Origin of the sequence: Streptomyces sp. NPDC006197, assembly GCF_040613865.1 — a bacterium.
GTDB lineage: Bacteria > Actinomycetota > Actinomycetes > Streptomycetales > Streptomycetaceae > Streptomyces.
Genome location: NZ_JBEXSZ010000042.1, coordinates 1 through 23,509, shown reverse-complemented (window position 1 = coordinate 23,509; position 23,509 = coordinate 1). Strand labels below are relative to the sequence as shown.

Genomic DNA, 23,509 nt, shown 5'->3' with positions numbered 1-23,509 from the left:
CGGACTTTACCGTCCGGTCGAGCTCAGCCCCGTGCGCCTGCGCCCGGGGCGTTTTGTTTTGTCCAGCCTCCTTCTGAGCGGTCCTCATCACCCGGAAGGAGGCTGACGCACTATGCCGACGCCCAACAAGGCTGCATCGGTGGCCGAGCTCAAGGACGCGTTCCAGAGCTCCAACGCCGCCGTGCTGACCGAGTACCGGGGTCTCACCGTCGCGCAGCTCAAGACGCTGCGTCGCTCTCTCGGTGAGAACGCCCAGTACGCCGTGGTGAAGAACACGCTGACCAAGATTGCGGCCAACGAGGCCGGGATCACCGCACTGGACGAGCACTTCGCTGGTCCGACCGCGGTCGCCTTCGTCACCGGTGACCCGGTGGAGTCGGCGAAGGCCCTGCGTGACTTCGCCAAGGAGAACCCGAACCTCATCATCAAGGCCGGTGTCCTTGACGGTAAGGCTCTCTCCGCCGACGACATCAAGAAGCTTGCGGACCTCGAGTCCCGCGAGGTTCTGCTCAGCAAGCTGGCCGGTGCCTTCAAGGGCAAGCAGTCTCAGGCTGCCTCGCTCTTCCAGGCGCTGCCGTCGAAGTTCGTCCGCACCGCGGAAGCGCTTCGCGTCAAGCTCGCCGAGCAGGGCGGTGCCGAGTAATTCGGCTCGCGCATTGATCCGCGCCGCGTAGTGCGCGGGTCGTAGCGGGCCGTTACGCCCGCCTCTATAGACACATCGGCACCTGCCGAATTAGTGGAAGGATCGCCCATCATGGCGAAGCTCTCTCAGGACGACCTCCTCGCCCAGTTCGAGGAGATGACCCTCATCGAGCTCTCCGAGTTCGTGAAGGCCTTCGAGGAGAAGTTCGACGTCACCGCCGCCGCGGCCGTCGCCGTTGCCGGTCCGGCTGCCGTTGGTGGCGGCGAGGGTGGCGCCGCCGCCGAGGAGCAGGACGAGTTCGACGTCATCCTCGAGGGTGCCGGCGACAAGAAGATCCAGGTCATCAAGGTCGTGCGCGAGCTCACCTCCCTGGGCCTCAAGGAGGCCAAGGACCTCGTCGACGGCACCCCGAAGCCGGTCCTCGAGAAGGTCGCGAAGGAGGCCGCCGAGAAGGCTGCCGAGTCCCTCAAGGCCGCCGGCGCCTCCGTCACGGTCAAGTAAGACCGTTTCGGCTCGCTGAGCTGACTCCTGCCCCCGTGTAACGCGGAGGCACCGAGAGGCGATCATCCATCTGGGTGGTCGCCTTTCGGCGTTCCCGGAACGGGCGTGGCGGGGGTCCCGAGGGCCGCCGGAAGCGGAGTATGGTGATCTTCGCCGTGCGCCCCGTACACCGGGGGGCCTTGACGAACCGCACGCAGCGCGCAATTCTCAGGACGCGTCGTCACAACGATCCGTTTCCGAGGCATGGATCGACGACCGAACGGGCAGTATCGAGGTGCGCCGCACGGCGCGAGTAGCGCGGAGTTGAGAGCAACGAGGGTCGCGAAGAAGTCGCCCTGGACATCAGTGAGCCAAGTGGCTACACTGACCCTTTGCGCTGCCTGTTAGCTGCCCCCTGCCCGTCACCAGGGGCATACCTTCGCATCAACTTCGTGGACCGACCCCGTCTGACCTGGCCTTTCGGTCATCTCAGGAAAAGTCTGCCGTGAAGTGTTGCTGGGGACCGGTACGCGCGTAGTGAGTCCGAGCCCTCGGAAGGACCCCCTCTTGGCCGCCTCGCGCAACGCCTCGACCAATACGAACAACGGCGCAAGCACCGCCCCGCTGCGCATCTCCTTTGCAAAGATCAAGGAGCCCCTCGAGGTTCCGAACCTCCTCGCGCTGCAGACCGAGAGCTTTGACTGGCTGCTCGGCAACGCCGCCTGGAAGGCTCGCGTCGAGGCTGCCCTTGAGTCGGGACAGGACGTCCCCACGAAGTCCGGCCTGGAGGAGATCTTCGAGGAGATCTCCCCGATCGAGGACTTCTCCGGGTCGATGTCGCTGACCTTCCGCGACCACCGCTTCGAGCCGCCGAAGAACTCGATCGACGAGTGCAAGGACCGTGACTTCACGTACGGCGCCCCGCTCTTCGTCACCGCCGAGTTCACCAACAACGAGACCGGCGAGATCAAGTCCCAGACGGTCTTCATGGGCGACTTCCCGCTCATGACCAACAAGGGCACCTTCGTCATCAACGGCACCGAGCGCGTCGTGGTGTCGCAGCTGGTCCGTTCGCCGGGTGTCTACTTCGACTCGTCGATCGACAAGACGTCCGACAAGGACATCTTCTCCGCCAAGATCATCCCGTCCCGGGGTGCCTGGCTGGAGATGGAGATCGACAAGCGCGACCTCGTCGGTGTCCGCATCGACCGCAAGCGCAAGCAGTCCGTCACCGTCCTCCTGAAGGCCCTCGGCTGGACCACCGAGCAGATCCTGCAGGAGTTCGGCGAGTACGAGTCCATGCGCGCCACCCTGGAGAAGGACCACACCCAGGGCCAGGACGACGCGCTGCTCGACATCTACCGCAAGCTCCGCCCGGGCGAGCCGCCGACCCGTGAGGCCGCTCAGACGCTGCTCGAGAACCTCTACTTCAACCCGAAGCGCTACGACCTCGCGAAGGTCGGCCGCTACAAGGTGAACAAGAAGCTCGGCGCCGACGAGCCGCTGGACGCCGGTGTCCTCACCACCGACGACATCATCGCCACGATCAAGTACCTGGTGAAGCTCCACGCGGGCGAGACCGAGACGATCGGCGAGAACGGCAACGAGATCGTCGTCGAGACCGACGACATCGACCACTTCGGCAACCGTCGTCTGCGCAACGTCGGCGAGCTCATCCAGAACCAGGTCCGCACGGGTCTGGCTCGTATGGAGCGCGTCGTCCGCGAGCGGATGACGACCCAGGACGTCGAGGCGATCACGCCGCAGACCCTGATCAACATCCGGCCGGTCGTCGCCTCCATCAAGGAGTTCTTCGGCACCAGCCAGCTGTCCCAGTTCATGGACCAGAACAACCCGCTGTCGGGTCTGACGCACAAGCGTCGTCTCTCGGCGCTGGGCCCTGGTGGTCTCTCCCGTGAGCGGGCCGGCTTCGAGGTCCGAGACGTGCACCCGTCCCACTACGGACGCATGTGCCCGATCGAGACCCCCGAAGGCCCGAACATCGGTCTGATCGGTTCGCTCGCCTCGTACGGCCGCGTCAACGCGTTCGGCTTCATCGAGACGCCGTACCGCAAGGTCGTCGACGGCCAGGTCACCGACGAGGTCGACTACGTCACCGCCGACGAGGAGGACCGCTTCGTCATCGCGCAGGCCAACGCCGCGCTCGACGACGACCTCCGCTTCTCCGAGAACCGCGTCCTGGTCCGCAAGCGTGGCGGCGAGGTCGACTACGTCGAGCCGTCGGACGTGGACTACATGGACGTCTCGCCGCGCCAGATGGTGTCGGTCGCGACCGCCATGATCCCGTTCCTCGAGCACGACGACGCCAACCGTGCCCTCATGGGCGCGAACATGATGCGTCAGGCCGTCCCGCTGATTAAGTCGGAGGCCCCGCTCGTCGGCACCGGCATGGAGTACCGCTGCGCCACCGACGCCGGCGACGTGCTCAAGGCCGAGAAGGACGGTGTCGTCCAGGAGCTGTCGGCCGACTACATCACGGTCGCCAACGACGACGGCACGTACATCACGTACCGCCTGCACAAGTTCTCCCGCTCCAACCAGGGCACCTCTGTGAACCAGAAGGTCGTCGTGGACGAGGGCGACCGCGTCATCGAGGGCCAGGTCCTCGCCGACGGTCCCGCCACCGAAGACGGCGAGATGGCGCTCGGCAAGAACCTGCTCGTGGCGTTCATGCCGTGGGAGGGCCACAACTACGAGGACGCGATCATCCTGTCGCAGCGCCTCGTGCAGGACGACGTCCTCTCCTCGATCCACATCGAGGAGCACGAGGTCGACGCCCGTGACACCAAGCTCGGCCCCGAGGAGATCACCCGGGACATCCCGAACGTCTCCGAGGAGGTCCTCGCCGACCTCGACGAGCGCGGCATCATCCGCATCGGTGCCGAGGTCGTCGCCGGCGACATCCTGGTCGGCAAGGTCACCCCGAAGGGCGAGACCGAGCTGACCCCGGAGGAGCGCCTGCTCCGCGCGATCTTCGGCGAGAAGGCCCGTGAGGTCCGTGACACCTCGCTGAAGGTGCCGCACGGCGAGATCGGCAAGATCATCGGCGTCCGCGTCTTCGACCGCGAGGAGGGCGACGAGCTTCCCCCGGGCGTGAACCAGCTGGTTCGCGTCTACGTCGCCCAGAAGCGCAAGATCACCGACGGTGACAAGCTCGCCGGCCGTCACGGCAACAAGGGTGTCATCTCGAAGATCCTTCCGATCGAGGACATGCCGTTCCTCGAGGACGGAACCCCGGTCGACATCATCCTCAACCCGCTGGGTGTCCCGTCCCGAATGAACCCGGGACAGGTCCTGGAGATCCACCTCGGCTGGCTCGCCAGCCGCGGCTGGGACGTCTCCGGTCTCGCGGACGAGTGGGCGCAGCGCCTCCAGGCGATCGGCGCCGACCAGGTCGCCCCCGGCACCAACGTCGCCACCCCGGTCTTCGACGGTGCGCGTGAGGACGAGCTCGCGGGTCTGCTCCAGCACACCATCCCGAACCGCGACGGCGAGCGCATGGTGCTCCCGACCGGTAAGGCGAGGCTGTTCGACGGCCGCTCCGGCGAGCCGTTCCCGGACCCGATCTCCGTCGGGTACATGTACATCCTCAAGCTCCACCACCTGGTCGACGACAAGCTGCACGCCCGCTCGACCGGCCCGTACTCGATGATCACCCAGCAGCCGCTGGGTGGTAAGGCCCAGTTCGGTGGCCAGCGCTTCGGTGAGATGGAGGTGTGGGCGCTGGAGGCATACGGCGCCGCGTACGCCCTCCAGGAGCTGCTGACGATCAAGTCCGACGACGTGACCGGCCGCGTGAAGGTCTACGAGGCCATCGTCAAGGGCGAGAACATCCCTGAGCCCGGCATCCCCGAGTCCTTCAAGGTCCTCATCAAGGAGATGCAGTCCCTGTGCCTCAACGTGGAGGTGCTGTCCTCGGACGGCATGTCCATCGAGATGCGCGACACCGACGAGGACGTCTTCCGCGCAGCGGAGGAGCTCGGCATCGACCTGTCCCGGCGCGAGCCGAGCAGCGTCGAAGAGGTCTGACGGGAGTCCGGCGCGGGGGATCAGTGATGGTCCCCCCGCCGGCCCCAGGACCCCCGTATCAGACCCCAAGCCTTACAACCCTGAGAGGGATTGACGCATAGTGCTCGACGTCAACTTCTTCGACGAGCTCCGGATCGGTCTGGCCACCGCTGACGACATCCGTCAGTGGAGCCACGGCGAGGTCAAGAAGCCGGAGACCATCAACTACCGCACGCTCAAGCCCGAGAAGGACGGACTCTTCTGCGAGAAGATCTTCGGTCCGACCCGGGACTGGGAGTGCTACTGCGGCAAGTACAAGCGCGTCCGCTTCAAGGGCATCATCTGTGAGCGGTGTGGCGTCGAGGTCACCCGCGCCAAGGTGCGCCGCGAGCGGATGGGCCACATCGAGCTCGCCGCTCCCGTCACCCACATCTGGTACTTCAAGGGCGTTCCGTCGCGCCTCGGCTACCTGCTCGACCTCGCCCCGAAGGACCTGGAGAAGGTCATCTACTTCGCGGCGTACATGATCACGTACGTCGACGATGAGCGTCGTACGCGTGACCTGCCCTCCCTGGAGGCGCACGTCTCCGTCGAGCGCCAGCAGATCGAGAACCGTCGCGACTCCGACCTGGAGGCCCGCGCCAAGAAGCTCGAGAACGACCTCGCCGAGCTGGAGGCCGAGGGCGCCAAGGCCGACGTGCGCCGCAAGGTGCGCGAGGGTGCCGAGCGCGAGATGAAGCAGCTGCGCGACCGCGCGCAGCGCGAGATCGACCGTCTGGACGAGGTCTGGTCGCGCTTCAAGAACCTCAAGGTCCAGGACCTGGAGGGCGACGAGCTCCTCTACCGCGAGCTGCGTGACCGCTTCGGCACGTACTTCGACGGTTCGATGGGTGCCGCGGCGCTGCAGAAGCGCCTGGAGTCCTTCGACCTGGAGGAGGAGGCCGAGCGCCTCCGCGAGATCATCCGTACCGGCAAGGGCCAGAAGAAGACCCGTGCGCTCAAGCGCCTCAAGGTCGTCTCCGCGTTCCTGCAGACGGCGAACAGCCCCAAGGGCATGGTCCTCGACTGCGTCCCGGTCATCCCGCCGGACCTGCGTCCGATGGTGCAGCTGGACGGTGGCCGCTTCGCGACCTCCGACCTGAACGACCTGTATCGCCGTGTGATCAACCGCAACAACCGTCTGAAGCGTCTGCTCGACCTCGGTGCCCCCGAGATCATCGTGAACAACGAGAAGCGGATGCTCCAGGAGGCGGTCGACGCCCTCTTCGACAACGGCCGTCGCGGTCGCCCGGTGACGGGCCCCGGCAACCGTCCGCTGAAGTCCCTCAGCGACATGCTGAAGGGCAAGCAGGGTCGTTTCCGTCAGAACCTGCTCGGCAAGCGTGTCGACTACTCGGCGCGTTCCGTCATCGTCGTCGGTCCGCAGCTGAAGCTGCACCAGTGCGGTCTGCCCAAGGCCATGGCCCTGGAGCTCTTCAAGCCGTTCGTGATGAAGCGCCTGGTCGACCTGAACCACGCGCAGAACATCAAGTCGGCCAAGCGGATGGTCGAGCGCGGCCGCACGGTCGTGTACGACGTCCTCGAAGAGGTCATCGCCGAGCACCCGGTCCTGCTGAACCGTGCGCCCACGCTGCACCGCCTCGGCATCCAGGCCTTCGAGCCGCAGCTGGTCGAGGGCAAGGCCATCCAGATCCACCCGCTCGTCTGCACCGCGTTCAACGCGGACTTCGACGGTGACCAGATGGCCGTCCACCTGCCGCTCTCCGCGGAGGCGCAGGCCGAGGCCCGCATCCTGATGCTGTCCTCGAACAACATCCTCAAGCCCGCCGACGGCCGTCCGGTGACGATGCCGACCCAGGACATGGTCCTCGGTCTGTTCTTCCTCACCACCGACGGCGAGCTCCGTGACACCAAGGGTGAGGGCCGCGCGTTCGGCTCCACGGCCGAGGCGATCATGGCGTTCGACGCCGGCGAGCTCGCGCTGCAGTCGCAGATCGAGATCCGCTTCCCGGTCGGCACCGTCGCTCCCCGTGGCTGGGTTCCCCCGGTCGCCGAGGAGGGCGAGCCGGAGTGGCAGCAGGGTGACTCGTTCCGTCTGAAGACCTCGCTGGGCCGCGCGCTCTTCAACGAGCTGCTGCCCGAGGACTACCCGTTCGTCGACTACTCCGTCGGCAAGAAGCAGCTCTCCGAGATCGTCAACGACCTCGCCGAGCGCTACCCCAAGGTCATCGTGGCGGCGACGCTCGACAACCTGAAGGCGGCGGGCTTCTACTGGGCGACCCGTTCCGGCGTCACCGTGGCCATCTCCGACGTCGTCGTTCCCGAGGCGAAGAAGGAGATCGTCAAGGGCTACGAGGCGCAGGACGAGAAGGTCCAGAAGCAGTACGAGCGCGGTCTGATCACCAAGGAAGAGCGCACGCAGGAGCTCATCGCGATCTGGACCAAGGCGACCAACGAGGTCGCCGAGGCGATGAACGCGAACTTCCCCAAGACGAACCCCATCTTCATGATGGTTGACTCGGGTGCCCGAGGAAACATGATGCAGATGCGGCAGATCGCCGGTATGCGTGGTCTGGTGTCGAACGCGAAGAACGAGACCATCCCGCGTCCCATCAAGGCGTCCTTCCGCGAGGGCCTCTCCGTCCTCGAGTACTTCATCTCGACGCACGGTGCCCGTAAGGGTCTCGCCGACACCGCCCTGCGTACCGCCGACTCGGGTTACCTGACCCGTCGTCTGGTGGACGTCTCGCAGGACGTGATCATCCGCGAGGAGGACTGTGGCACCGAGCGCGGTCTGAAGCTGCGGATCGCGGCCAAGGACGAGGCCGGTGTCCTGCGGAAGACGGACGACGTCGAGACCTCCGTGTACGCGCGGATGCTCGCCGAGGACGTCGTCGTCGACGGCAAGGTCATCGCGCCGGCCAACGTCGACCTGGGTGACGTGCTCATCGACGCCCTGGTCAACGCGGGCGTCGAGGAGGTCAAGACCCGTTCGGTCCTGACCTGTGAGTCCGCCGTCGGCACCTGTGCGTTCTGCTACGGCCGTTCGCTCGCCACCGGCAAGCTGGTCGACATCGGTGAGGCGGTCGGCATCATCGCCGCCCAGTCCATCGGTGAGCCCGGTACCCAGCTGACGATGCGTACCTTCCACACCGGTGGTGTGGCCGGTGACGACATCACCCAGGGTCTGCCCCGTGTCGTCGAGCTCTTCGAGGCGCGGCAGCCGAAGGGTGTCGCCCCGATCTCCGAGGCGGCCGGTCGCGTCCGCATCGAGGAGACCGAGAAGACCAAGAAGATCGTCGTCACCCCGGACGACGGCACCGACGAGACGGCCTACCCGATCTCGAAGCGTGCCCGTCTGCTCGTGGGCGAGGGCGACCACGTCGAGGTCGGCCAGAAGCTCACCGTGGGTGCCACCAACCCGCACGACGTGCTCCGGATCCTCGGTCAGCGTGCGGTCCAGGTCCACCTGGTCGGCGAAGTCCAGAAGGTCTACAACTCGCAGGGCGTGTCGATCCACGACAAGCACATCGAGATCATCATCCGGCAGATGCTGCGCCGCGTGACGATCATCGAGTCCGGCGACGCGGAGCTCCTGCCGGGCGAGCTGGTCGAGCGGTCGAAGTTCGAGACCGAGAACCGTCGTGTGGTCACCGAGGGCGGTCACCCCGCCTCCGGCCGTCCGCAGCTGATGGGTATCACCAAGGCCTCGCTGGCGACGGAGTCCTGGCTGTCGGCCGCCTCCTTCCAGGAGACGACCCGAGTCCTGACGGATGCGGCGATCAACGCCAAGTCCGACAGCCTCATCGGCCTCAAGGAGAACGTCATCATCGGTAAGCTCATCCCGGCCGGTACGGGTCTGTCCCGCTACCGCAACATCCGGGTCGAGCCGACCGAGGAGGCCAAGGCCGCGATGTACTCGGCCGTCGGCTACGACGACATCGACTACTCGCCGTTCGGCTCGGGCTCCGGCCAGGCCGTTCCGCTGGAGGACTACGACTACGGTCCGTACAACCAGTAAGCGAGTCGCTTGACCGAAGGGCGGCCACCCCGTTTCGCACGGGGTGGCCGCCCTTCGGCGTTTCACGGAGGGGTCACCGGGAGGCCAGCTCCCAGACCGCGACGAGCACGCCGGCGCTCGCGGTCAGCGCCGCGATGCCGGCCAGCGGCCAGCGGGCCCGCTCCAGGTCGTCGAGGCGGGCCTCGTGGTCGGCGAGCTGCTTGTCGGTCTGGTCGCTGCGCTGCACGAGCAGCGCGAGCGAGCCGTCGACGCGGGCGAAGCCGGCCTCCAGGGTGCCGCGGAGCCGCTCCAGTTCGACGGCGACGGCGACGGGGTCGTTCGGATCAGGATCGGTCATCGGCACCGCCCGGGGTACTGCGCAGCCAGGACGGCAGCAGGTTCTGCACCAGGTCGAGGGCCATCACCCGGGCCAGTCCGCCGGCGACGGCCAGCGCCCCGGCGACCCAGGGGAGGGTCGCGGGGATGCCGGAGGCGTCGACGACGGCGGGGAGCACGACGGCGATGCCGACGGCGGACTGGAGGACGGTACGGGCCGTGCGCTTGGCGGCATCGGACATCACTGCGCTCCTTGCGTCACTTCGTGTACGGGACCTTCAGCGCGTTCCAGGACGCGGCGCCCGGGATGCCGTCGGCGTCGGAGCCGCGGAAGCCGAGCTTGTGCTGCCACTTCGCGTAGCTGAGCCGGTCGGCCTCGCCCCAGCGGGGGCTCGGGCCGACGGTGTACGCGGAGCAGCCCTCGGCGACGAGGCGGCGGCCCATGGCCGTGATGATCGGGGAGCTCGTCTCCCTGCGGAAGAACGAGGTGCCCGGGAAGGGCTGGAGGCGGGGGGCGGCCGGCTTGCCGGCCTCGGGGGCGGGCTTGGCGGGGGCCTTGTCCAGCCGGGCCTGGACCCGGTCGCGCATCGTCGGCATGGCGAAGCCCCGGGGGTCGTCCTTCCAGTCCGACCACTCCTTGTGGCCGATGACGGAGCGGGCGCCCCAGCCGTGGGCCCGGCACAGGGCGGCGGAGACCCGTTCGATCGCGTCGAGCTGGGCGGGCGGCCAGGGGTCGGTGCCGTTGCCGAGGTTGACGCACTCGAAGCCGTAGAAGCGGGAGTTGCCGTCGACGGCGCCGGGGCTGCCCTGGTGCCGGCGCGGGGCGGGCGGCCGGTCTCCGTACGTCTCGCTGATCACGGCCTGGAGGACGGACGGGTCGCCGCCGCCGGCGTGGTTCGCGCGGCCGTTGCCGACGAGGTGGACGCTGCCGTCCTTGGCGATGACGCCGTGGCAGAGCGGGCCCGGCAGCCCTTCGTATCCGTCGAAGCACATCTCGACGGTGTGGGCGGTGCCGGCGGAGACGGTGTGGTGGATGATCACGCCGGTGACCGGGCCCCAGGCGCCGGCGTGGTTGCGGTTGTGGGTGCGCCAGCCGGGGTGCTCGACGACGGTGACGCCTTCGGCGCGGAGCGCGGCGACGAGCCGGTCCGCGGTGAGGGGAGTGGCCATCTGGTGTCCTTCGGACATGAGAAAGGCCCGCGCCGGAAGGGCTGCGCGGGCGTGCGTACGGGTGGGGCGGGGCGGCTACGCCGGGGTTTCCGGGAGCTCCGGGGTCAGTCCCCGGAACTGCTCCGGGACCTCCGGCGCGAGCGGGGGCTCCGGCGTCGGCTCGGGGGCGGGCGCGGGGGCCGGGGCGGGCGGTGCCCAGGCCGTGCAGAGGGTGGCGTAGGCGTCGCGCCGGCCGCCGAAGTCGGCGAGCGCGGCGGCCACGGCCCGCTGGACCGCGGTCGGGTCGGGGACGACGGGTTCGCCGTTCCGCGCGGTGACGACCACCAGGCCGGAGCCGCGCAGGACGGCGTCGGCGGCGCCCGTCTCGGTGACCTGGGCGGAGACGTAGACGGGCGGGTATTCACCGGTGATCGGGTCCGGCTCCGGGGTGGCGCCGAAGGTGTTGTCGTAGACGCGTACGTCGAGGGCGTGGCCGTCCTCGGTGACGGTGGCGCGGCCCGCGTAGTCGATGGCCACGCCCCAGGGCTGTGCGGGGTCGATGTTCATGGTGTGCTCCTTGCCGGCCCGGGGGTCGGTCGAGGTCGGCTGATCAGGTCTGGGTGCCGTACATCAGGACGGGCTGGGCGTAGACCGTGCCGCCGCTGCTGGCCAGGGCGTGGATCTCGACGGTCATGAGCTTGCCGAACTTGTTCTGGATGTCGGTGGAGACCGGCCCGGTGTGGTCGAAGGTCTGCCCGGCGGTGACGACGGGGCCGAACTGGACGCCGTCGACGAGGACCTTCACCTGGCCGGTCGCGCCGCTGGAGGCCTTCGTGTACATGGTCAGGCGCATCTTCGGCTGCCAGACGGGGTTGAAGGACTGGGCGATGCTGGTGAAGGTGGTGCTGGTGGTGGAGGGCCATCGGGCCTGGTTCTGGTCCATCGGCGGGAGCAGCTGGAGCCAGGGCCGGGCGAGACCGCCGGTCAGGATGTCGTCGGCGAAGATCTCGTGGCTGTAGCCGTCGAAGATCCGGATGACCGGCCTGACGGTGCTCGGAGTGCTGGCGCCCATCTGGAGGACGGGGGCCGTCGAGCCGTCGGCGTTGGTCCGCTTCACGGTGAGCTGGCCGTCGGCGACCTCGTTGAGCGGAGGGCGGGTGTTGACGGCGGTGGAGAGGGCCTTGAGCCGGCGTTCCATCTGGTTGAGCCGGTCGACGATGTCCTCGGGCAGCTGGGGCATCAGGCCTCCTCAAGGTAGAGCTCGGCGGTGTCCGGGCGGCCGCGCTCGGGCGGGGTGACCTTGACGCCGATGATGCGGTAGCGGGCGTCGAGACCGGTGGAGTACCACTCGTCGGTGATGCGGATGCGGGCGACCCGGCCCAGGAGCGCGGGCGGGACGACGCCGCCGAGGTGGATGCTGATCGCGGGGATCACGACGGCGCCGCGGGCCTGGTCGAGTTCCGCGGCGGCCAGGGCGTCGAGGGTCAGCTGGTCGCTGATCTCGTTGTGGTCCGAGGACAGGTCGATCAGCGGCCAGCCGTCGGCGATCAGGTCGCTGGCGATCTGCGGGGTGGAGACGAGCGGCCGGGACTCGGCGGCGGCGTTGCTGTTGGTGGAGGCGCCCCGGGCGACGGCGGTGGTGCCGCCGCGGGTCGCGTCCCACGGGAAGGAGTACGACAGGATCGTGCCCGGCCGGTCGAAGACCAGGTCGGTGGCGCCGGTACGGATCTGGGGCGCGCCGAGCCGGAGCTGCCGGATGCGCTTTCCACTGACCGGGTCCCGGTAGACCATGATCTGGTGCTCGAAGCCGTCCTTCAGGGCGGCGAGCTGGTCCAGCGCCTCCAGGTAGACGGTCTCGTCGCCGTTCCGCCAGGCGGCGGTCCGCTTGGTCTTGGAGGTCTCCTCGCCGAAGTCGACGGTGAAGGCGTCCTGCTTCGTGAGCTCCTTCCACAGACCGCGGGCGATCTCCAGCTGGTCGGTGGGGCTGTTGTACTCGATCTTGGTGCGGATGCGGCGGCGGGCCGCGTACGAGTCGAAGGTGGCGGCCTGGATGGAGAGGGTCAGCACCCCGCGGCCGCTGGACTGCAGGGTGGTGGTCCAGATGATGCCGCCCCACCACAGGTCGCCGTCGCGTTCCAGATAGACCGTGGTGCGGCCCTCCCGGACCTTCTTCACGCGGTCCGCGATGGCCTTGTCGGGGATCGGGATGGTGCCGGAGAGCGAGCCGGCCTTGCCGATGTAGTCGTCGAACTGGACGTCCCGCAGGGGCAGGATGTCGATGGTCTGGTCGCTGGTCAGGTCGCAGAAGATCGCCCGGTAGGGCGTGTCGAGTGCCATCGCGGGCCTCCTTACAGGACGTAGGTGGCGGTGACGTTCACGGTCCGCCCGTTGGGGATGACGGCGTTGGGGGTCCAGTCGCGGAGGGTGACCTGCGCGGTGGTGGCGGCGATGGTGGCGGCGCCGGAGCCGTAGATGTCCGAGGCCGTCGTCTCGAACGTCATGGCCGGGGACCAGCCGGCCGGCAGGGTGGCCAGGGGCTGGTCGGCGATGCGGCCGGAGGCGCCGGCCGTGATGTCCCCGCCGGTGCGCGTGACGGAGACGCGTGCCATGACGATGCCGGCGCGGGTGCGGCGGCCGGAGAAGTACGAGAGGGTCCAGCCGGTCAGTGCGACGGCCCCGGTGGTGACGACCTCGATGTCGTACGGCGGGTGGTAGTTCACCCAGGCGGTGCCGTTCCAGCGCTGCAGGACGCCGTTGGCCTCGCGGAACTGTCCGGTGTAACTGCCGGTGGACAGCGTCCCGTTGGGGGCGATGCCGCCGAGCTCCTTGGGGTACGCGACCCAGCCGGTGCCGTCCCAGCGCTGGAGGAAGTGCGAGTTGTCGTTGTCCTGGTACTGCCCCGGGTAGGAGCCGGGGACCGCCGCGTTGTTGTAGACGGGCAGGATGCCGCCGGCCGACACGAGGGTGGTGCGCAGGTCGGTGATGATGCTGTCGCTCCAGCCGACGCCTCCGGTCCCGGCGGAGGCCCCGGCCTTCACGCGGACGGAGAACAGGGTGAGCGACAGCGCGGGCGGGTTGGGCGCCACCGGGTTGGCCGCCGGCTCGCCCCGGACGATCTCGACGGCCGCCTGGTACTTCCCGGAGGCGTCGATGTCGTTGTCGTACACGCGCAGGACGACGAGGTCGAGGCGCGGGTTGAGCGGGTCGCCGTCGGCGAAGGTGACGGTGACGTCCTCGTCGAGGGCGACCGGGTAGGCGCCGTCGGTCGTGCCGCCCTGGATGACGGCCCGGCCGTGGTAGACGGTCGCCGTCATCGGGCCGTTGCCGCTCATCCACAGGCCGCCGACCCGGTACTTGCCGTCGTACGTGCCGGGCAGGATGCCGGAGCGGGAGGCCAGGGGATTGACGGGGGTGGTGGCGCCGATACTGGTGACGCGGGTGTTCTGACGGGTCTGACCGGTGGGCAGCAGCCAGCCGGAGCGTACGGGCATGGGGAACTCCTGTCGGGACGGCGGCGGCTCAGTTGTGGTGCTGGACCATGACGAAGGTGTTGTCGAAGTACCCCTTGATCTGGCTCGTGTTGGAGCCGACCTTGAACAGGGCGGTGACCGTGTACGTGAGCCCGGGGACCATGCCGTAGAAGCGGGTCACCGTCGACATCGACGCGGGAGTGGCGCCCGTGTAGACGACCGAACCCTCGTCACCCGCCTCGATCTTCGTCGTGCCCGCCTGGGTGAGCCGGAGCGACATGGCGAGCGCCGGGGGCGTGGGTGCCGGGGCGTACATGCGCGCGCCGTACGTGATCAGCACGGCGCCCGACGGCGGCGCGACGAAGTCGACGCCGAGGGGGGTGCTCAGCGTGTCCGTGAGCGCCGTGGTGAACGTCGTCGAGGTCGTCCACCCCTCGTCGTAGGTTCCGTTGAAGTACGGCCCCGGGAAGGCCGGCTTCCACGCCGTGCCGTTCCAGCGCTGGAACTGGCCGCTCGTTCCGTCGCGGTACTGTCCGACGTAACCGCCCTGCTCGAGGGGGACGTTGGCCGGGACGATGCCGCCGACGCCCGCCGGGTACGACACCCACTGGCCGCCGTCCCAGCGCTGGAGCTCGCCGTTCGGCGTGTCCTGGTACTGACCCGGGTACGTGCCCCGCTGGGTCGGGCCCTCGACCGGGTTGATGCCGCCGAGGGAGACCGTCGGGGTGCGCAGGTCCTTCAGCGCGGTGCCCCACGGGATGCCGCCGTTGCCCGCGCTGGCGCCGGCCGGGACCGTCACCTCCCACAGGGGCAGGCTGAGCGGCGGAGCCGCCGGGGCCTGCGGGGCCTGCCCCGGGACGCCCTGGACGACCTCGATCTTCGCCTCGTTGCGGTTCGACGAGTCGTACAGGTTGTCGTAGATCCTGGCGACGACCAGGTCGACGCGGCTGTACTGGGCGTCGCCCGCCGCGAAGGTGACCTCCTGGGAGGCCGGGAGCGTGACGGGGTAGGCGCCCTGGGAGATCGAGCCCTGGATGACGGCCCGCCCCTCGTGGACGGTGGCCGTCATGGCCGAGGCCTTGTCCATCCACAGGCCGGAGAGCCGGTACCGGCCGTCGTAGGAGCCGGGCAGGATGCCGGAGCGGACCTGGACGGTGTTGAGGGGCGTGGTCGCGCCGGTCTGCGTCAGACGGGTGTCCTCGCGGGTCTGTCCGGTCTCGGCGGTCCAGCTGCTGCGCAGGTTCATGGTTCTCCAATCGGGGGAGGTGAGAGGGGGAGCAGGGGGTCAGGACTTGATCCACTCGGCGGCGAGGCTGCAGGCGTAGCCCGAGCCGCCGAGGGTCTTCACCGCCGCGGTGTGGCTCTGGTAGCCGGCCAGCTGGAGTTGGTTGCCCGCGGTGAGCTTGAGCAGGCCCTGGCCGCCGACGGAGACGGCACCGTTGCCCGCGGGGGTGAGCCAGGTCGTGCGGTTGACGCCCGCGCCGTTGACGAGGATCCGGGCGCCCCGCATGCCGGTCTGCGAGTCGTTGGCCCAGACGACGTGCCCGGAGACCCGCCACCAGCCGGTGCGGGGCACGACGTAGGTGGTGGAGCCGTTCCAGCCGGCGCCCTCGTCGACGTCGGCGTCCGGCAGGCTGATGACGGTCCAGGTGACCGGAGGGATGCTCTGCTGCTGCGCCGACAGCGACTGCGAGGCGCTGAACAGGATGGACGTCCGGCCCTCGACGTACTGCCAGGCCGAGCCGTCCCAGCGCTGCAGGATCCCGGAGTTGTCCCGGTACTGGCCGGTGTAGCTGCCGGTGGACACCAGGGAGCCGGGGGCGATGCCGCCGAGCGCCTTGGGGTACGAGACCCAGGTCGTGCCGTCCCAGCGCTGGAGCATGCCGCTCGCGTCGCGGTACTGGCCGGCGTACGCGCCCTTGAAGCCGCTCGTGGGCAGGATGCCGCCGAGCGCCACCACCGGCCAGTGCTGGGTGGTGACGGCGCCGCCGGTCCAGGAGATGCCGCCGGTGCCGGCCGAGGTGCCCTTCGGGACGCTGATCGTGTAGAGCGGAACGGTGCTGCCCGGACCGCTCGCCGGGACGACCGGGACGCTCGAGGGCACGCCCTTGACGAGGCGGATCACGGCATCGGTGGTGCCGGTCCTGTCGTAGTCGTCGTCGATGACCGCGAGTTCGACCAGGTCGATCCGGTCGTACTGCGGGTCGCCGTCGTCGACGGTGATCGACTGCGGGGAGACGGCGCTGACCAGGTAGGCGCCCTGCCGGGTGTCCTTGCCCTGGACGACCGCGCGTCCGGTGCCGATGCTGCACTGCATGGCGGAGGTCCCGCTCAGGACGAAGCCGCCCGGCAGAATGCCGGGCCGGGAGCGCAGCGGGGTCTCCTCCGGGCTCTGGCCGCTGGGGGTGAGCAGGGCGGCCAGGGCGAGTCGGGTGTCCTCGCGGGTCTGGCCGGTGGACTGGAGCCAGGCGGCTCGTACCGTCATGGTTCACCTCTCTTCGAGGAAGGGGAAGGGGGGTTCGTCACCACTCGGCGCTGCGCCAGCGGACCGTCATCAGGGTTTCGGGTGTGGCCGCGTCGGGGCGGAACGACAGCTCCGTGCGGCCCGGTTCGAGGAGGAACAGCTCCTCCGGGCTGGAGTCGGCCATCGCGGTGTGGCGACGGGACGCGGTGTTGTTGAGCATGACCGTGCCGTTGGCGGTGTCGACGGTGAGCTCGTCGCCCGCGGCCAGGTCGATCGCGTACCGCAGCCGGCGCATGCTGACCCGCTCGGTGACGGTCGGCATGGAGCACGGACCGCGGAAGGTGATCACCGGGTGGGTGGCGGCGGAGCCCGTGTTCTCGGCGACGGTGTCACCGGTGGACGTGGCCCGCCCCCAGTCGAGCGGCCAGGTCAGCGGCCACTTCAGGCCGGTCTCGGGCTGCGGGGCGGTGGTGACGGCGGTCTGCTCGCTGACGGCGTACCGGCGGGGGTCGGCCGCCAGCCACTGGACGGACATGCGGGAGCTGCCCTGGGTGGCGAAGCCCTGGTCGGCGGGGACCACGCGCTGCGCGATCCGGGCGCGTACGGTGAGCAGCTCGCCGTGCAGCCGGACGGTCAGCCAGCGCTCCTCGTCGAGGAGGGCGAGCGCCTGGCGGAGCGCGCGGACGGCCTCCGCGGCCTGGTTCCACTCCGGCATCAGCACGATCGTGCCGCCGACCTTGCGGGGCTTGGCGAACCGGGAGCCCGGCCAGGCGCCGTGCGAGGTGGGCCGGTCGGCGTCGGAGGAGTCGTACTCGGGCAGGTCCTCCCAGCCCGACAGTCCGGTCCGGTCGACGTTGAACGGGGTACCGGGCCCGATGAGAAGCCCGGCCCACTGGATCTGCCCGTCCTGGGTGATCAGTGAGCCGGGCGCGAGGTCGGCGGTGAGGGTGTTTCCGGCGTATGTGGTTGTGGTCTCGGCCATGGGGGCCGTCACCTCACTTCTGCTGGGAGGTCGGCGGGGGCGTCACGAGCAGGCGTGCGCGGTCGCGAGGAAGAGGAGGTCCTCGGCGGTCGACCGGGGGCCGGCGCCGGGGTCCTCGTGGAAGTCCCGGACGCGGTGAGGGGGCCGGGGCGGCTCGGTGAGGGCCGGGACGCGGCGGCGCTCCAGGTCGGAGAGCGGGTCGATGCGCGGCGCGTCGGGGGCACCGGGGAAGACGACACCGCCCTCGGCGAGCATCGGGATCTTGTCGAGGTCGACGCCGAACTTCTTGCCGAAGAAGTTGAAGCTGAGCTTGTTGAGGCCGTCGATGATCCAGTTGGCGAAGGCGATCAGCCCGTTGATCGGCCCCTTGACGACGCCGAGCACGGTGCTCAGACCGCCTTTGACCAGGTCGCCGATGCCGCGCAGGGACCTGGTCACCGCGTCCTTGGCGGTACGGAAGAAACCGGGCACCTTGTCGGTGACCCAGTCGGTGATCGGGCGTACGGCGTTCTTGACCGCTCCCAGGGTGTTCGAGGCGATCCCGCGCAGTGCCCGGACCGAGGAGGAGACGGCGGAGCCGATCCTCGCGATGCCGCCGACGGCGGATCCGACGATCTTGAGTGCGGTCTGGAAGACGGTCAGGTACGCCTTGACGTAGGTGCCGACGGCCTGGCCGACGGCCTTCATGAACGGCTGGATGAACGTCCAGACCGCCTGGAAGCCCTTCAGCGCCTGGTCAAAGACCTGCTTCATGATCCGCTGACCGGTCTCGGAGTTCATCGCGAGGTCGATGAGGTACCCGGCGAGGGGCAGGATGATGCCGAGGACGAAGCCGAGCGGGTTGGCCCGCATGACGACGTTGACGGCGGTCATGGCGATCGAGGCGACGGTCATGACGCTGCCGAAGGTGTCCATCAGGCCGGTGACGAGGTCGGCGATGGGAAGCATCGGCAGGAGGATCGCGAGGATGCCGCCGACTCCGGTGCCGATCTTTCCGGCGGCGGTCCTCGCCGCGGCGGCCCTGGAGCCGAAGGACTTGACGCCCCCGGCGGCCCGCGGCCCGCGCAGCTTGTCCATCGAGGTGCTCGCGGAGGACGCGTCCCGCCCGAACGTGCTCACGGCGGTGGTCGCCGACCGTGCCGCCGCCCCCAGGCGGTCGGCGCCGCCGGCGGCCTTCCGGGCGGCTTCCTTGACGCGTCGTACCGCGTCGGTCGCCTGCCCGGCGCTCCGTCGCAGCGCGGCGAACGCCGGTGTGCTGCCCGTCAGGGGAGCGAACGGTGAGACCGCGACGGCACTCATCCGCGCGCCTTCGCCAGGTACATCAGGGCGTCCGCCGTGGACTGCGGGTCACTGCCCCGGGCGGCGTGGTAGTGCTCGATGTGCAGTCCGGCGCCGGCCTTGCCGGCGGCCGAGGCGCCCTGTGCCATGCGGGCGCGGCGGGCGGTGAGGGCGAGGAGTCGGTCGAGCTTGGAGAGCGGCAGGACGGCCTCGGCCTCGCCGGCCTCGGCGAGGATGGCGGGGACACCGCCTTGGCGGGGCATGACGACACCACCGGTGGCGAGCATCGGGATGGTCGGCAGGTTGACGCCGAAGGTCTTGCCGCCGACGAGCGGCACCCAGCCGGGGACGCTGACCTTGACGCGGTTGAGGCTGCCGATCATGCCGTTGATCAGGCGGATGACGGCGTTGATGGGGGCCTTCACGCCGTCCTTGATGCCGTTGAACGCCCGGGACGCGATGTCCTTGAGGCCGTTCCAGATCGACGACATCTTGTCCTTGACGGCGCTGAACGCCTTCGGGATCGCCGTCTTGATCCAGTTGACCACCGGGGTGATGACGGCCTTGATGCCGTTCCAGACCGTACTGATGACGGTCTTGATCGCCTTCATGACCGTGGTGATGACCGTCTTCCAGATCTTCACGTAGGTCTTGATGACGGTCGCGACGGCCTTGACGACGGTGGAGATGGCCTTCTTGATGCCGTTCCAGACCGTCTTGATCAGCGCGCCGGCCTTCTTCATGATCGGGCCGATGGCCTTCATGACCGAGCTGATCACGGTCTTGATGGCACTGAAGGCCTTCTTCATGATCGTCTGCATGGTCTTCGAGCGGGTCGCCATCTCGACGACCTTCTCGATGAGCGGCATGAAGAGTTCGAGCAGCCGGGCGAGGAAGTTGCCCTTCATGGACTTGTTGAGCTTGTCCTGGCCCTTGGCCGCCTTGCCCGCGCCGGATTCGTACTTTCCGAGCTTGCCGCCGGCCGACTGACCGGTCTGACCGGCCTTCGACATGGAGCGCTCGGCCTGGTCGGCGGCGGTCTTGAGGTTCTTGAGCTGGCCGCCCGTCGTCTGGGACGAGGTCCGCAGGGAACGGAGCCCGCTCTCGCCGGCGCTCGCCTTCTGGCGGATGCCGTCCGTGGCACGGGCCGCGTCCGCCGCCTTGTCCTTGAAGCCCTTGAGCGCGTTGGAACTCGATGTCAGTGACCTGACGAGAGACATGTCTCCCTCACTTCGCAGATGGGGTGGTCGTCAGAGGGAGCCGAGGGACGTGATGAGTTCGTCGACTGCGCTCCGGAGGTTCTTCACGTCCTTGGCCACGGGGTTGATGGCAGGCTTCTTCGCGTCGACCCCCGCGTGGTTCCGTGGCAGGCCGGTCCGGTCGTCCCGCGCGGCCTGGGCGTTGCGGCCGGCGCTCCTGAGCGCGCCGAAGAGCCTGTCGATGTCGCGGGTGTTGATGGCGACCTTCCTCGGAAGGTCGTTGATGTGCTTCTGCAGACGTTCGTCGTGGCTCTTCTTCCTCTTCTTCTCCTTCTCCCGTTCCGCCCGCTCTTCCGCCGCCTTCTTGCTGATCAGTTCCTTCGTCCACTGGAAGACGCTTCCGTCTCCCTTGCTGGTGAGGGCCGTGAACCCCTTCTGGAGCTTTCCGATGGGCTTCTTCAGGAGCCAGACGTTCTTCTCGTCGATCTTCTTGAGAAGGGTGAGGTCGAACTTGATGGCCTGGACGTCCACCTTGATGACCGTGCCGGCGATGGCGTAGCCGAGGAAGATCTCGCGGTTGAGCTTGATGTTGTCCGACAGGCTGACCAGCTTCGCGTCGATCTTGGCGAGGCGATCGGACACGGTCTGCCCCGCGCCGGGGTTCTGGGGGATGCCTCCCAGCTGGCCCTTGAGGGCGTCCAGGCGACCGGACACGGTCTGTTCCGGGCTGGGCTTCGGGGGGAAGCTGCCCATCTGCGCCTGGAGAGTGTCGACTTCGCCGTCGAGGCCGTTGAACGCCTGGTCGAGCGCGTCGAGAGTTCGCGTCATTTCTCCTCTTCCCTGGGCATGTGAGGGGACGAAAAAACCGGCCCCCAGGGGCCGGTTCCGTCGGTTTCTGAAGCCGTCGCCTCAGGAGGCGATCTCGAGCGCGAGCGTGACGACAGCCTTGGCGGCGGCTGCCGCGAGGAGGACCATGACGACGATGGTGCCGAGTCCGGTGTGCCCGGGGTCGAGGGAGGGGACAGCGATGGTCTTCGGTCTGCGGGGGTCGTAGACGATCTCGATCCGGTCCCCGGTCCAGCCGGCGCGCGTGTGGGGCGTTCCCGTCGGGGACTCGGCCGTGGCCCGGGTGCCGTCCTGCAGGGTGAAGGAGACGACCGGGTGGTGGTGCGGGACGCCCTCGGTGTCCTCGTGCGTCTCGAACCGCACGATCTCGGCCAGAACGCGCCGGCCGCGGATGCGCAACAGGAGCCTGCGCCAGATCTCGTACAAGGCGGCTACGAAGACCCAGCCGAACACCAGGATGAAGAAGACGATCAGAGCCGTCCTGCCAGTCATGGGGAAAACGTATCCACGAGGTCAAGTCCTCAGGAACGGCGGTGGAGTTCGGCGAGGGCGTCGTTCCAGCCCGCCTTGTACGCGTGGATCTCGCGAGCCGCGACCTCGGCGTCGAGGGTGGCGAGGAGTGCGCGCTTGTCGAGGGGACCGGGGTCTTGGAGCAACGTGTCGAGGCGGTCGTGGAGCGTGCGCCCCGCGTGGTTTCCCCCGGTCTGAGACGGCATGGTGATCCACCCTCCGGTGTTCGAACGTATGTGCGAGGCATTGTCGAATGGAAGTTCGATGTTTGTCGAGCCCGAAACGGGTGACGAGGTGTCTTCTGGCCTGTTTTTCGAACGAGTTGGTGACTGGAGGGCGCCTGTGTTCGACCAGGTAACCTGGAGGGCGTTTCCTGGATCCGACCACTCCGGGGAAGCGAGGGGCGCGAGGGGCGCGCGGGGATCCCAGGGGGCTGGAAGGCAGTACTGACGCATGGACACGGAGCCCGGAGCCAACGGCCGGGAGCGCGCCGTCGACTGGCTCGCCTCCCATCCCGATCTGCCCCACCTCTTCGCGTACCTCTCGGAACTCGTCCACGTCTCCGGGCACGCTCCCGAGGAACTCGTCGTGGTCCCCAGGGCCGAGGTCGACCGCCGGGAGACGGCCGCGTTCACCGCCGGCTGGGCCGAAGCCGTGTCGGACGAACTGCCGAGGATCCGCAGGGAGTACGAGAAGCGCGTCGCCGACGCCTATGCGCAGGGCCAGAGTGACGCGCGGGGGATCAGCCGCCCCCGGCGCCGTACGGACGTCGGACAGGAAGGCGCCCGGGTCATCGCACTGCCCTTCGCCCGGCTGCTCGAACCGCCCGCCGCCGTCGTCGAGGCCGAGGAGCGGGTCCGCAGGGAGCGCGAGTCGTTGGAGCGGAGACCCGAGCAGTCAGGACCCGTCGCCTCCCCCGTGCATCCGGAGCCCGAACCCGAGCACCGTACCGGGACCGAACCCGACACGGAGCCCGACGTCCTGCTGACCGCCCAGGAGAGCCGGGCCCGCCGGAACAGCCGGCCGGTGCGGAAGGTCGTACGCGGCAAGGGCGGGCGGCCGATCGTCCCGCCGCTCGCCGACGTTCCCGCCCCGGTCGGGCCGCCGTCCGACCGGCGCGAGTCGGAAGCCGCCGAACCGGAGACGCGCGGGAGCGGCGGGCGGCGGCTGTCCGACCGGGCCAGGGCCCTGGAGAAGGACGTGGCCGCCGGGGAGCGAGCACGGGAAGAGCCCCCGGAGCCCGCTTCCTGACGGAAGGGGCTCCGGGGGCCGCGGGATCACCCGAAGAACCGGGCGAGGGCGTGGTGGGACGGAGCTCCGCCCGCCTCGGCGGCCGCGCTCCCTCCGTCCTCGCCCTGCTCCTCCCCGTCCTCGTCCGTGGCGCCGGGCCGGGGAACGGGCTTCGGAGGGTCCGGGGTCTCGTCGTCCTCGCCGGTGTTGACGCACTGGAACATCCAGTTGGCGACGGCCAGATGGTCCACGGCCGCGGCGAGGAGATGGTCGGAGAGCGACCACTCCGCCGCCTCCCCGTGGATCTCGCGCTGCACCGCGCTGTCCGCCGGCAGGTTCTTGACCAGGACCACCAGGCGCCGGCTGGACAGCTCGCCGCGGTACCAGTCGAGGAGATCGGTGGCGTAGTAGCGGAGCAGGTCCGCTTCGAGGGCCTCGGCGTGTTCGTCGACGAACTCGACGAGGCTCAGTCTTCCCCCAGGCCGAGCCCGGTCTCCTTGCCGTAGGCCTCCAGGATGGCGGCGATGTCCTGCATCGTGAGGTCGTGCTCCTCGAAGCGGACGTACTGCTCCTCACCCATCAGGAGTTCGAGCAGACCGTCCACGTCGTTGTCGTCGAGCTTCCGCAGCGCCTTCGCGGTCTTGCGGGAGAGCTCGGTGGGAAGCGTGTAGGCCTCGCCGTCCAGCTCGAAGGACCAGGTGCGGCCGTGGGCCTCCAGGCGCTGGGCGCGGGCGGCGTTGACGTCGAAACGGGCCATGGTGATGCGTACTCCTTGTTCGAGTGGGTGAAGAGGAGAGGGGTGGGGCGGGACGGCGGTGCGCCGTCGAACTTGCCTGCAGCCTCATGTGCCTGCGCCGCCTGCGCACCTCATCCTGAAGCGATCAGCTAGCGAC

22 protein-coding genes are annotated in these 23,509 nt (G+C 69.0%); 5 read left to right on the top strand and 17 right to left on the bottom strand.

All coding sequences use genetic code 11. The features are described from left to right. Window positions 1-112 precede the first annotated feature (112 nt). The 4 genes from rplJ to ABZ318_RS15760 all read left to right on the top strand — a co-directional run bounded on the left by rplJ (window position 113) and on the right by ABZ318_RS15760 (window position 9,173). Window positions 113-643 (top strand): 50S ribosomal protein L10, encoded by a 531-nt coding sequence (gene rplJ / locus ABZ318_RS15775; protein WP_030687887.1) that lies wholly within the window; start codon window positions 113-115, stop codon window positions 641-643. Between the two features lie 111 nt (window positions 644-754). Beyond that, window positions 755-1,144 (top strand): 50S ribosomal protein L7/L12, encoded by a 390-nt coding sequence (gene rplL, locus ABZ318_RS15770; protein ID WP_356903024.1) that lies wholly within the window; start codon window positions 755-757, stop codon window positions 1,142-1,144. 546 nt (window positions 1,145-1,690) lie between these two features. After that, window positions 1,691-5,173, top strand: coding sequence for a DNA-directed RNA polymerase subunit beta (gene rpoB / locus ABZ318_RS15765; protein ID WP_356903023.1), 3,483 nt, complete (start codon window positions 1,691-1,693; stop codon window positions 5,171-5,173). A gap of 100 nt (window positions 5,174-5,273) precedes the next feature. Then, window positions 5,274-9,173: a DNA-directed RNA polymerase subunit beta' gene (locus ABZ318_RS15760; RefSeq protein ID WP_356903022.1), complete on the top strand. Its 3,900-nt coding sequence runs from the start codon at window positions 5,274-5,276 to the stop codon at window positions 9,171-9,173. A 73-nt stretch (window positions 9,174-9,246) separates the two neighbouring features. On the opposite strand, the gene ABZ318_RS15755 is transcribed toward ABZ318_RS15760, so the two are convergent. The 15 genes from ABZ318_RS15755 to ABZ318_RS15685 form a co-directional block, all read right to left on the bottom strand. After that, window positions 9,247-9,510, bottom strand: a complete 264-nt coding sequence (locus ABZ318_RS15755; RefSeq protein WP_356903021.1) for a hypothetical protein — start codon at window positions 9,508-9,510, stop codon at window positions 9,247-9,249. Beyond that, on the bottom strand, window positions 9,497-9,730 hold the full coding sequence (locus ABZ318_RS15750; RefSeq protein ID WP_356903020.1) for a hypothetical protein: 234 nt from the start codon (window positions 9,728-9,730) through the stop codon (window positions 9,497-9,499). The genes ABZ318_RS15755 and ABZ318_RS15750 overlap by 14 nt, the downstream gene beginning before the upstream one ends. A gap of 16 nt (window positions 9,731-9,746) precedes the next feature. Then, entirely contained in the window at window positions 9,747-10,658 is a 912-nt protein-coding gene (locus tag ABZ318_RS15745; protein WP_356903019.1) for a peptidoglycan-binding protein, read from the bottom strand. A 75-nt stretch (window positions 10,659-10,733) separates the two neighbouring features. Further along, window positions 10,734-11,204, bottom strand: coding sequence for an ATP-binding protein (locus ABZ318_RS15740; protein WP_356903018.1), 471 nt, complete (start codon window positions 11,202-11,204; stop codon window positions 10,734-10,736). Window positions 11,205-11,247: 43 nt separating this feature from the next. Further along, window positions 11,248-11,877 (bottom strand): hypothetical protein, encoded by a 630-nt coding sequence (locus ABZ318_RS15735; RefSeq protein WP_356903017.1) that lies wholly within the window; start codon window positions 11,875-11,877, stop codon window positions 11,248-11,250. Then, entirely contained in the window at window positions 11,877-12,974 is a 1,098-nt protein-coding gene (locus ABZ318_RS15730) for a hypothetical protein (RefSeq protein WP_356903016.1), read from the bottom strand. Before ABZ318_RS15730 ends, ABZ318_RS15735 begins: the two co-directional genes overlap by 1 nt. 11 nt (window positions 12,975-12,985) lie before the next feature. Beyond that, a complete protein-coding gene (locus ABZ318_RS15725; RefSeq protein ID WP_356903015.1) occupies window positions 12,986-14,128 on the bottom strand; it encodes a hypothetical protein in 1,143 nt (380 codons plus the stop codon). A 28-nt stretch (window positions 14,129-14,156) separates the two neighbouring features. After that, window positions 14,157-15,353 carry a hypothetical protein gene (locus ABZ318_RS15720; protein WP_356903014.1) on the bottom strand — a complete coding sequence of 399 codons (1,197 nt, stop codon included), beginning with the start codon at window positions 15,351-15,353 and terminating at the stop codon, window positions 14,157-14,159. A gap of 39 nt (window positions 15,354-15,392) precedes the next feature. Continuing rightward, window positions 15,393-16,592 (bottom strand): hypothetical protein, encoded by a 1,200-nt coding sequence (locus tag ABZ318_RS15715; RefSeq protein WP_356903013.1) that lies wholly within the window; start codon window positions 16,590-16,592, stop codon window positions 15,393-15,395. A gap of 37 nt (window positions 16,593-16,629) precedes the next feature. Continuing rightward, window positions 16,630-17,553, bottom strand: a complete 924-nt coding sequence (locus ABZ318_RS15710) for a phage tail protein (protein WP_356903012.1) — start codon at window positions 17,551-17,553, stop codon at window positions 16,630-16,632. 42 nt (window positions 17,554-17,595) lie between these two features. Further along, complete coding sequence (locus ABZ318_RS15705) at window positions 17,596-18,852, bottom strand: tape-measure protein (RefSeq protein ID WP_356903011.1); 1,257 nt, start codon at window positions 18,850-18,852, stop codon at window positions 17,596-17,598. Further along, window positions 18,849-20,051: a phage tail protein gene (locus ABZ318_RS15700; protein ID WP_356903010.1), complete on the bottom strand. Its 1,203-nt coding sequence runs from the start codon at window positions 20,049-20,051 to the stop codon at window positions 18,849-18,851. Before ABZ318_RS15700 ends, ABZ318_RS15705 begins: the two co-directional genes overlap by 4 nt. Window positions 20,052-20,081: 30 nt before the next feature. Continuing rightward, the gene (locus tag ABZ318_RS15695) at window positions 20,082-20,858 is read right to left on the bottom strand and encodes a hypothetical protein (RefSeq protein ID WP_356903009.1); all 777 of its coding nucleotides are present in this window, start codon (window positions 20,856-20,858) and stop codon (window positions 20,082-20,084) included. Between the two features lie 81 nt (window positions 20,859-20,939). Further along, window positions 20,940-21,368, bottom strand: a complete 429-nt coding sequence (locus ABZ318_RS15690) for a DUF3592 domain-containing protein (RefSeq protein WP_356903008.1) — start codon at window positions 21,366-21,368, stop codon at window positions 20,940-20,942. Between the two features lie 29 nt (window positions 21,369-21,397). Further along, a complete protein-coding gene (locus tag ABZ318_RS15685) occupies window positions 21,398-21,592 on the bottom strand; it encodes a hypothetical protein (protein ID WP_356903007.1) in 195 nt (64 codons plus the stop codon). A 247-nt stretch (window positions 21,593-21,839) separates the two neighbouring features. Here ABZ318_RS15685 and ABZ318_RS15680 point away from each other — a divergent pair, with 247 nt between their 5' ends. Further along, window positions 21,840-22,637, top strand: a complete 798-nt coding sequence (locus tag ABZ318_RS15680; RefSeq protein ID WP_356903006.1) for a hypothetical protein — start codon at window positions 21,840-21,842, stop codon at window positions 22,635-22,637. 26 nt (window positions 22,638-22,663) lie between these two features. Here ABZ318_RS15680 and ABZ318_RS15675 read toward each other — a convergent pair whose 3' ends face one another. After that, on the bottom strand, window positions 22,664-22,969 hold the full coding sequence (locus ABZ318_RS15675; protein ID WP_356903005.1) for a hypothetical protein: 306 nt from the start codon (window positions 22,967-22,969) through the stop codon (window positions 22,664-22,666). 113 nt (window positions 22,970-23,082) lie between these two features. Then, window positions 23,083-23,373, bottom strand: coding sequence for a hypothetical protein (locus tag ABZ318_RS15670; RefSeq protein WP_356903004.1), 291 nt, complete (start codon window positions 23,371-23,373; stop codon window positions 23,083-23,085). Window positions 23,374-23,509: the final 136 nt, after the last annotated feature.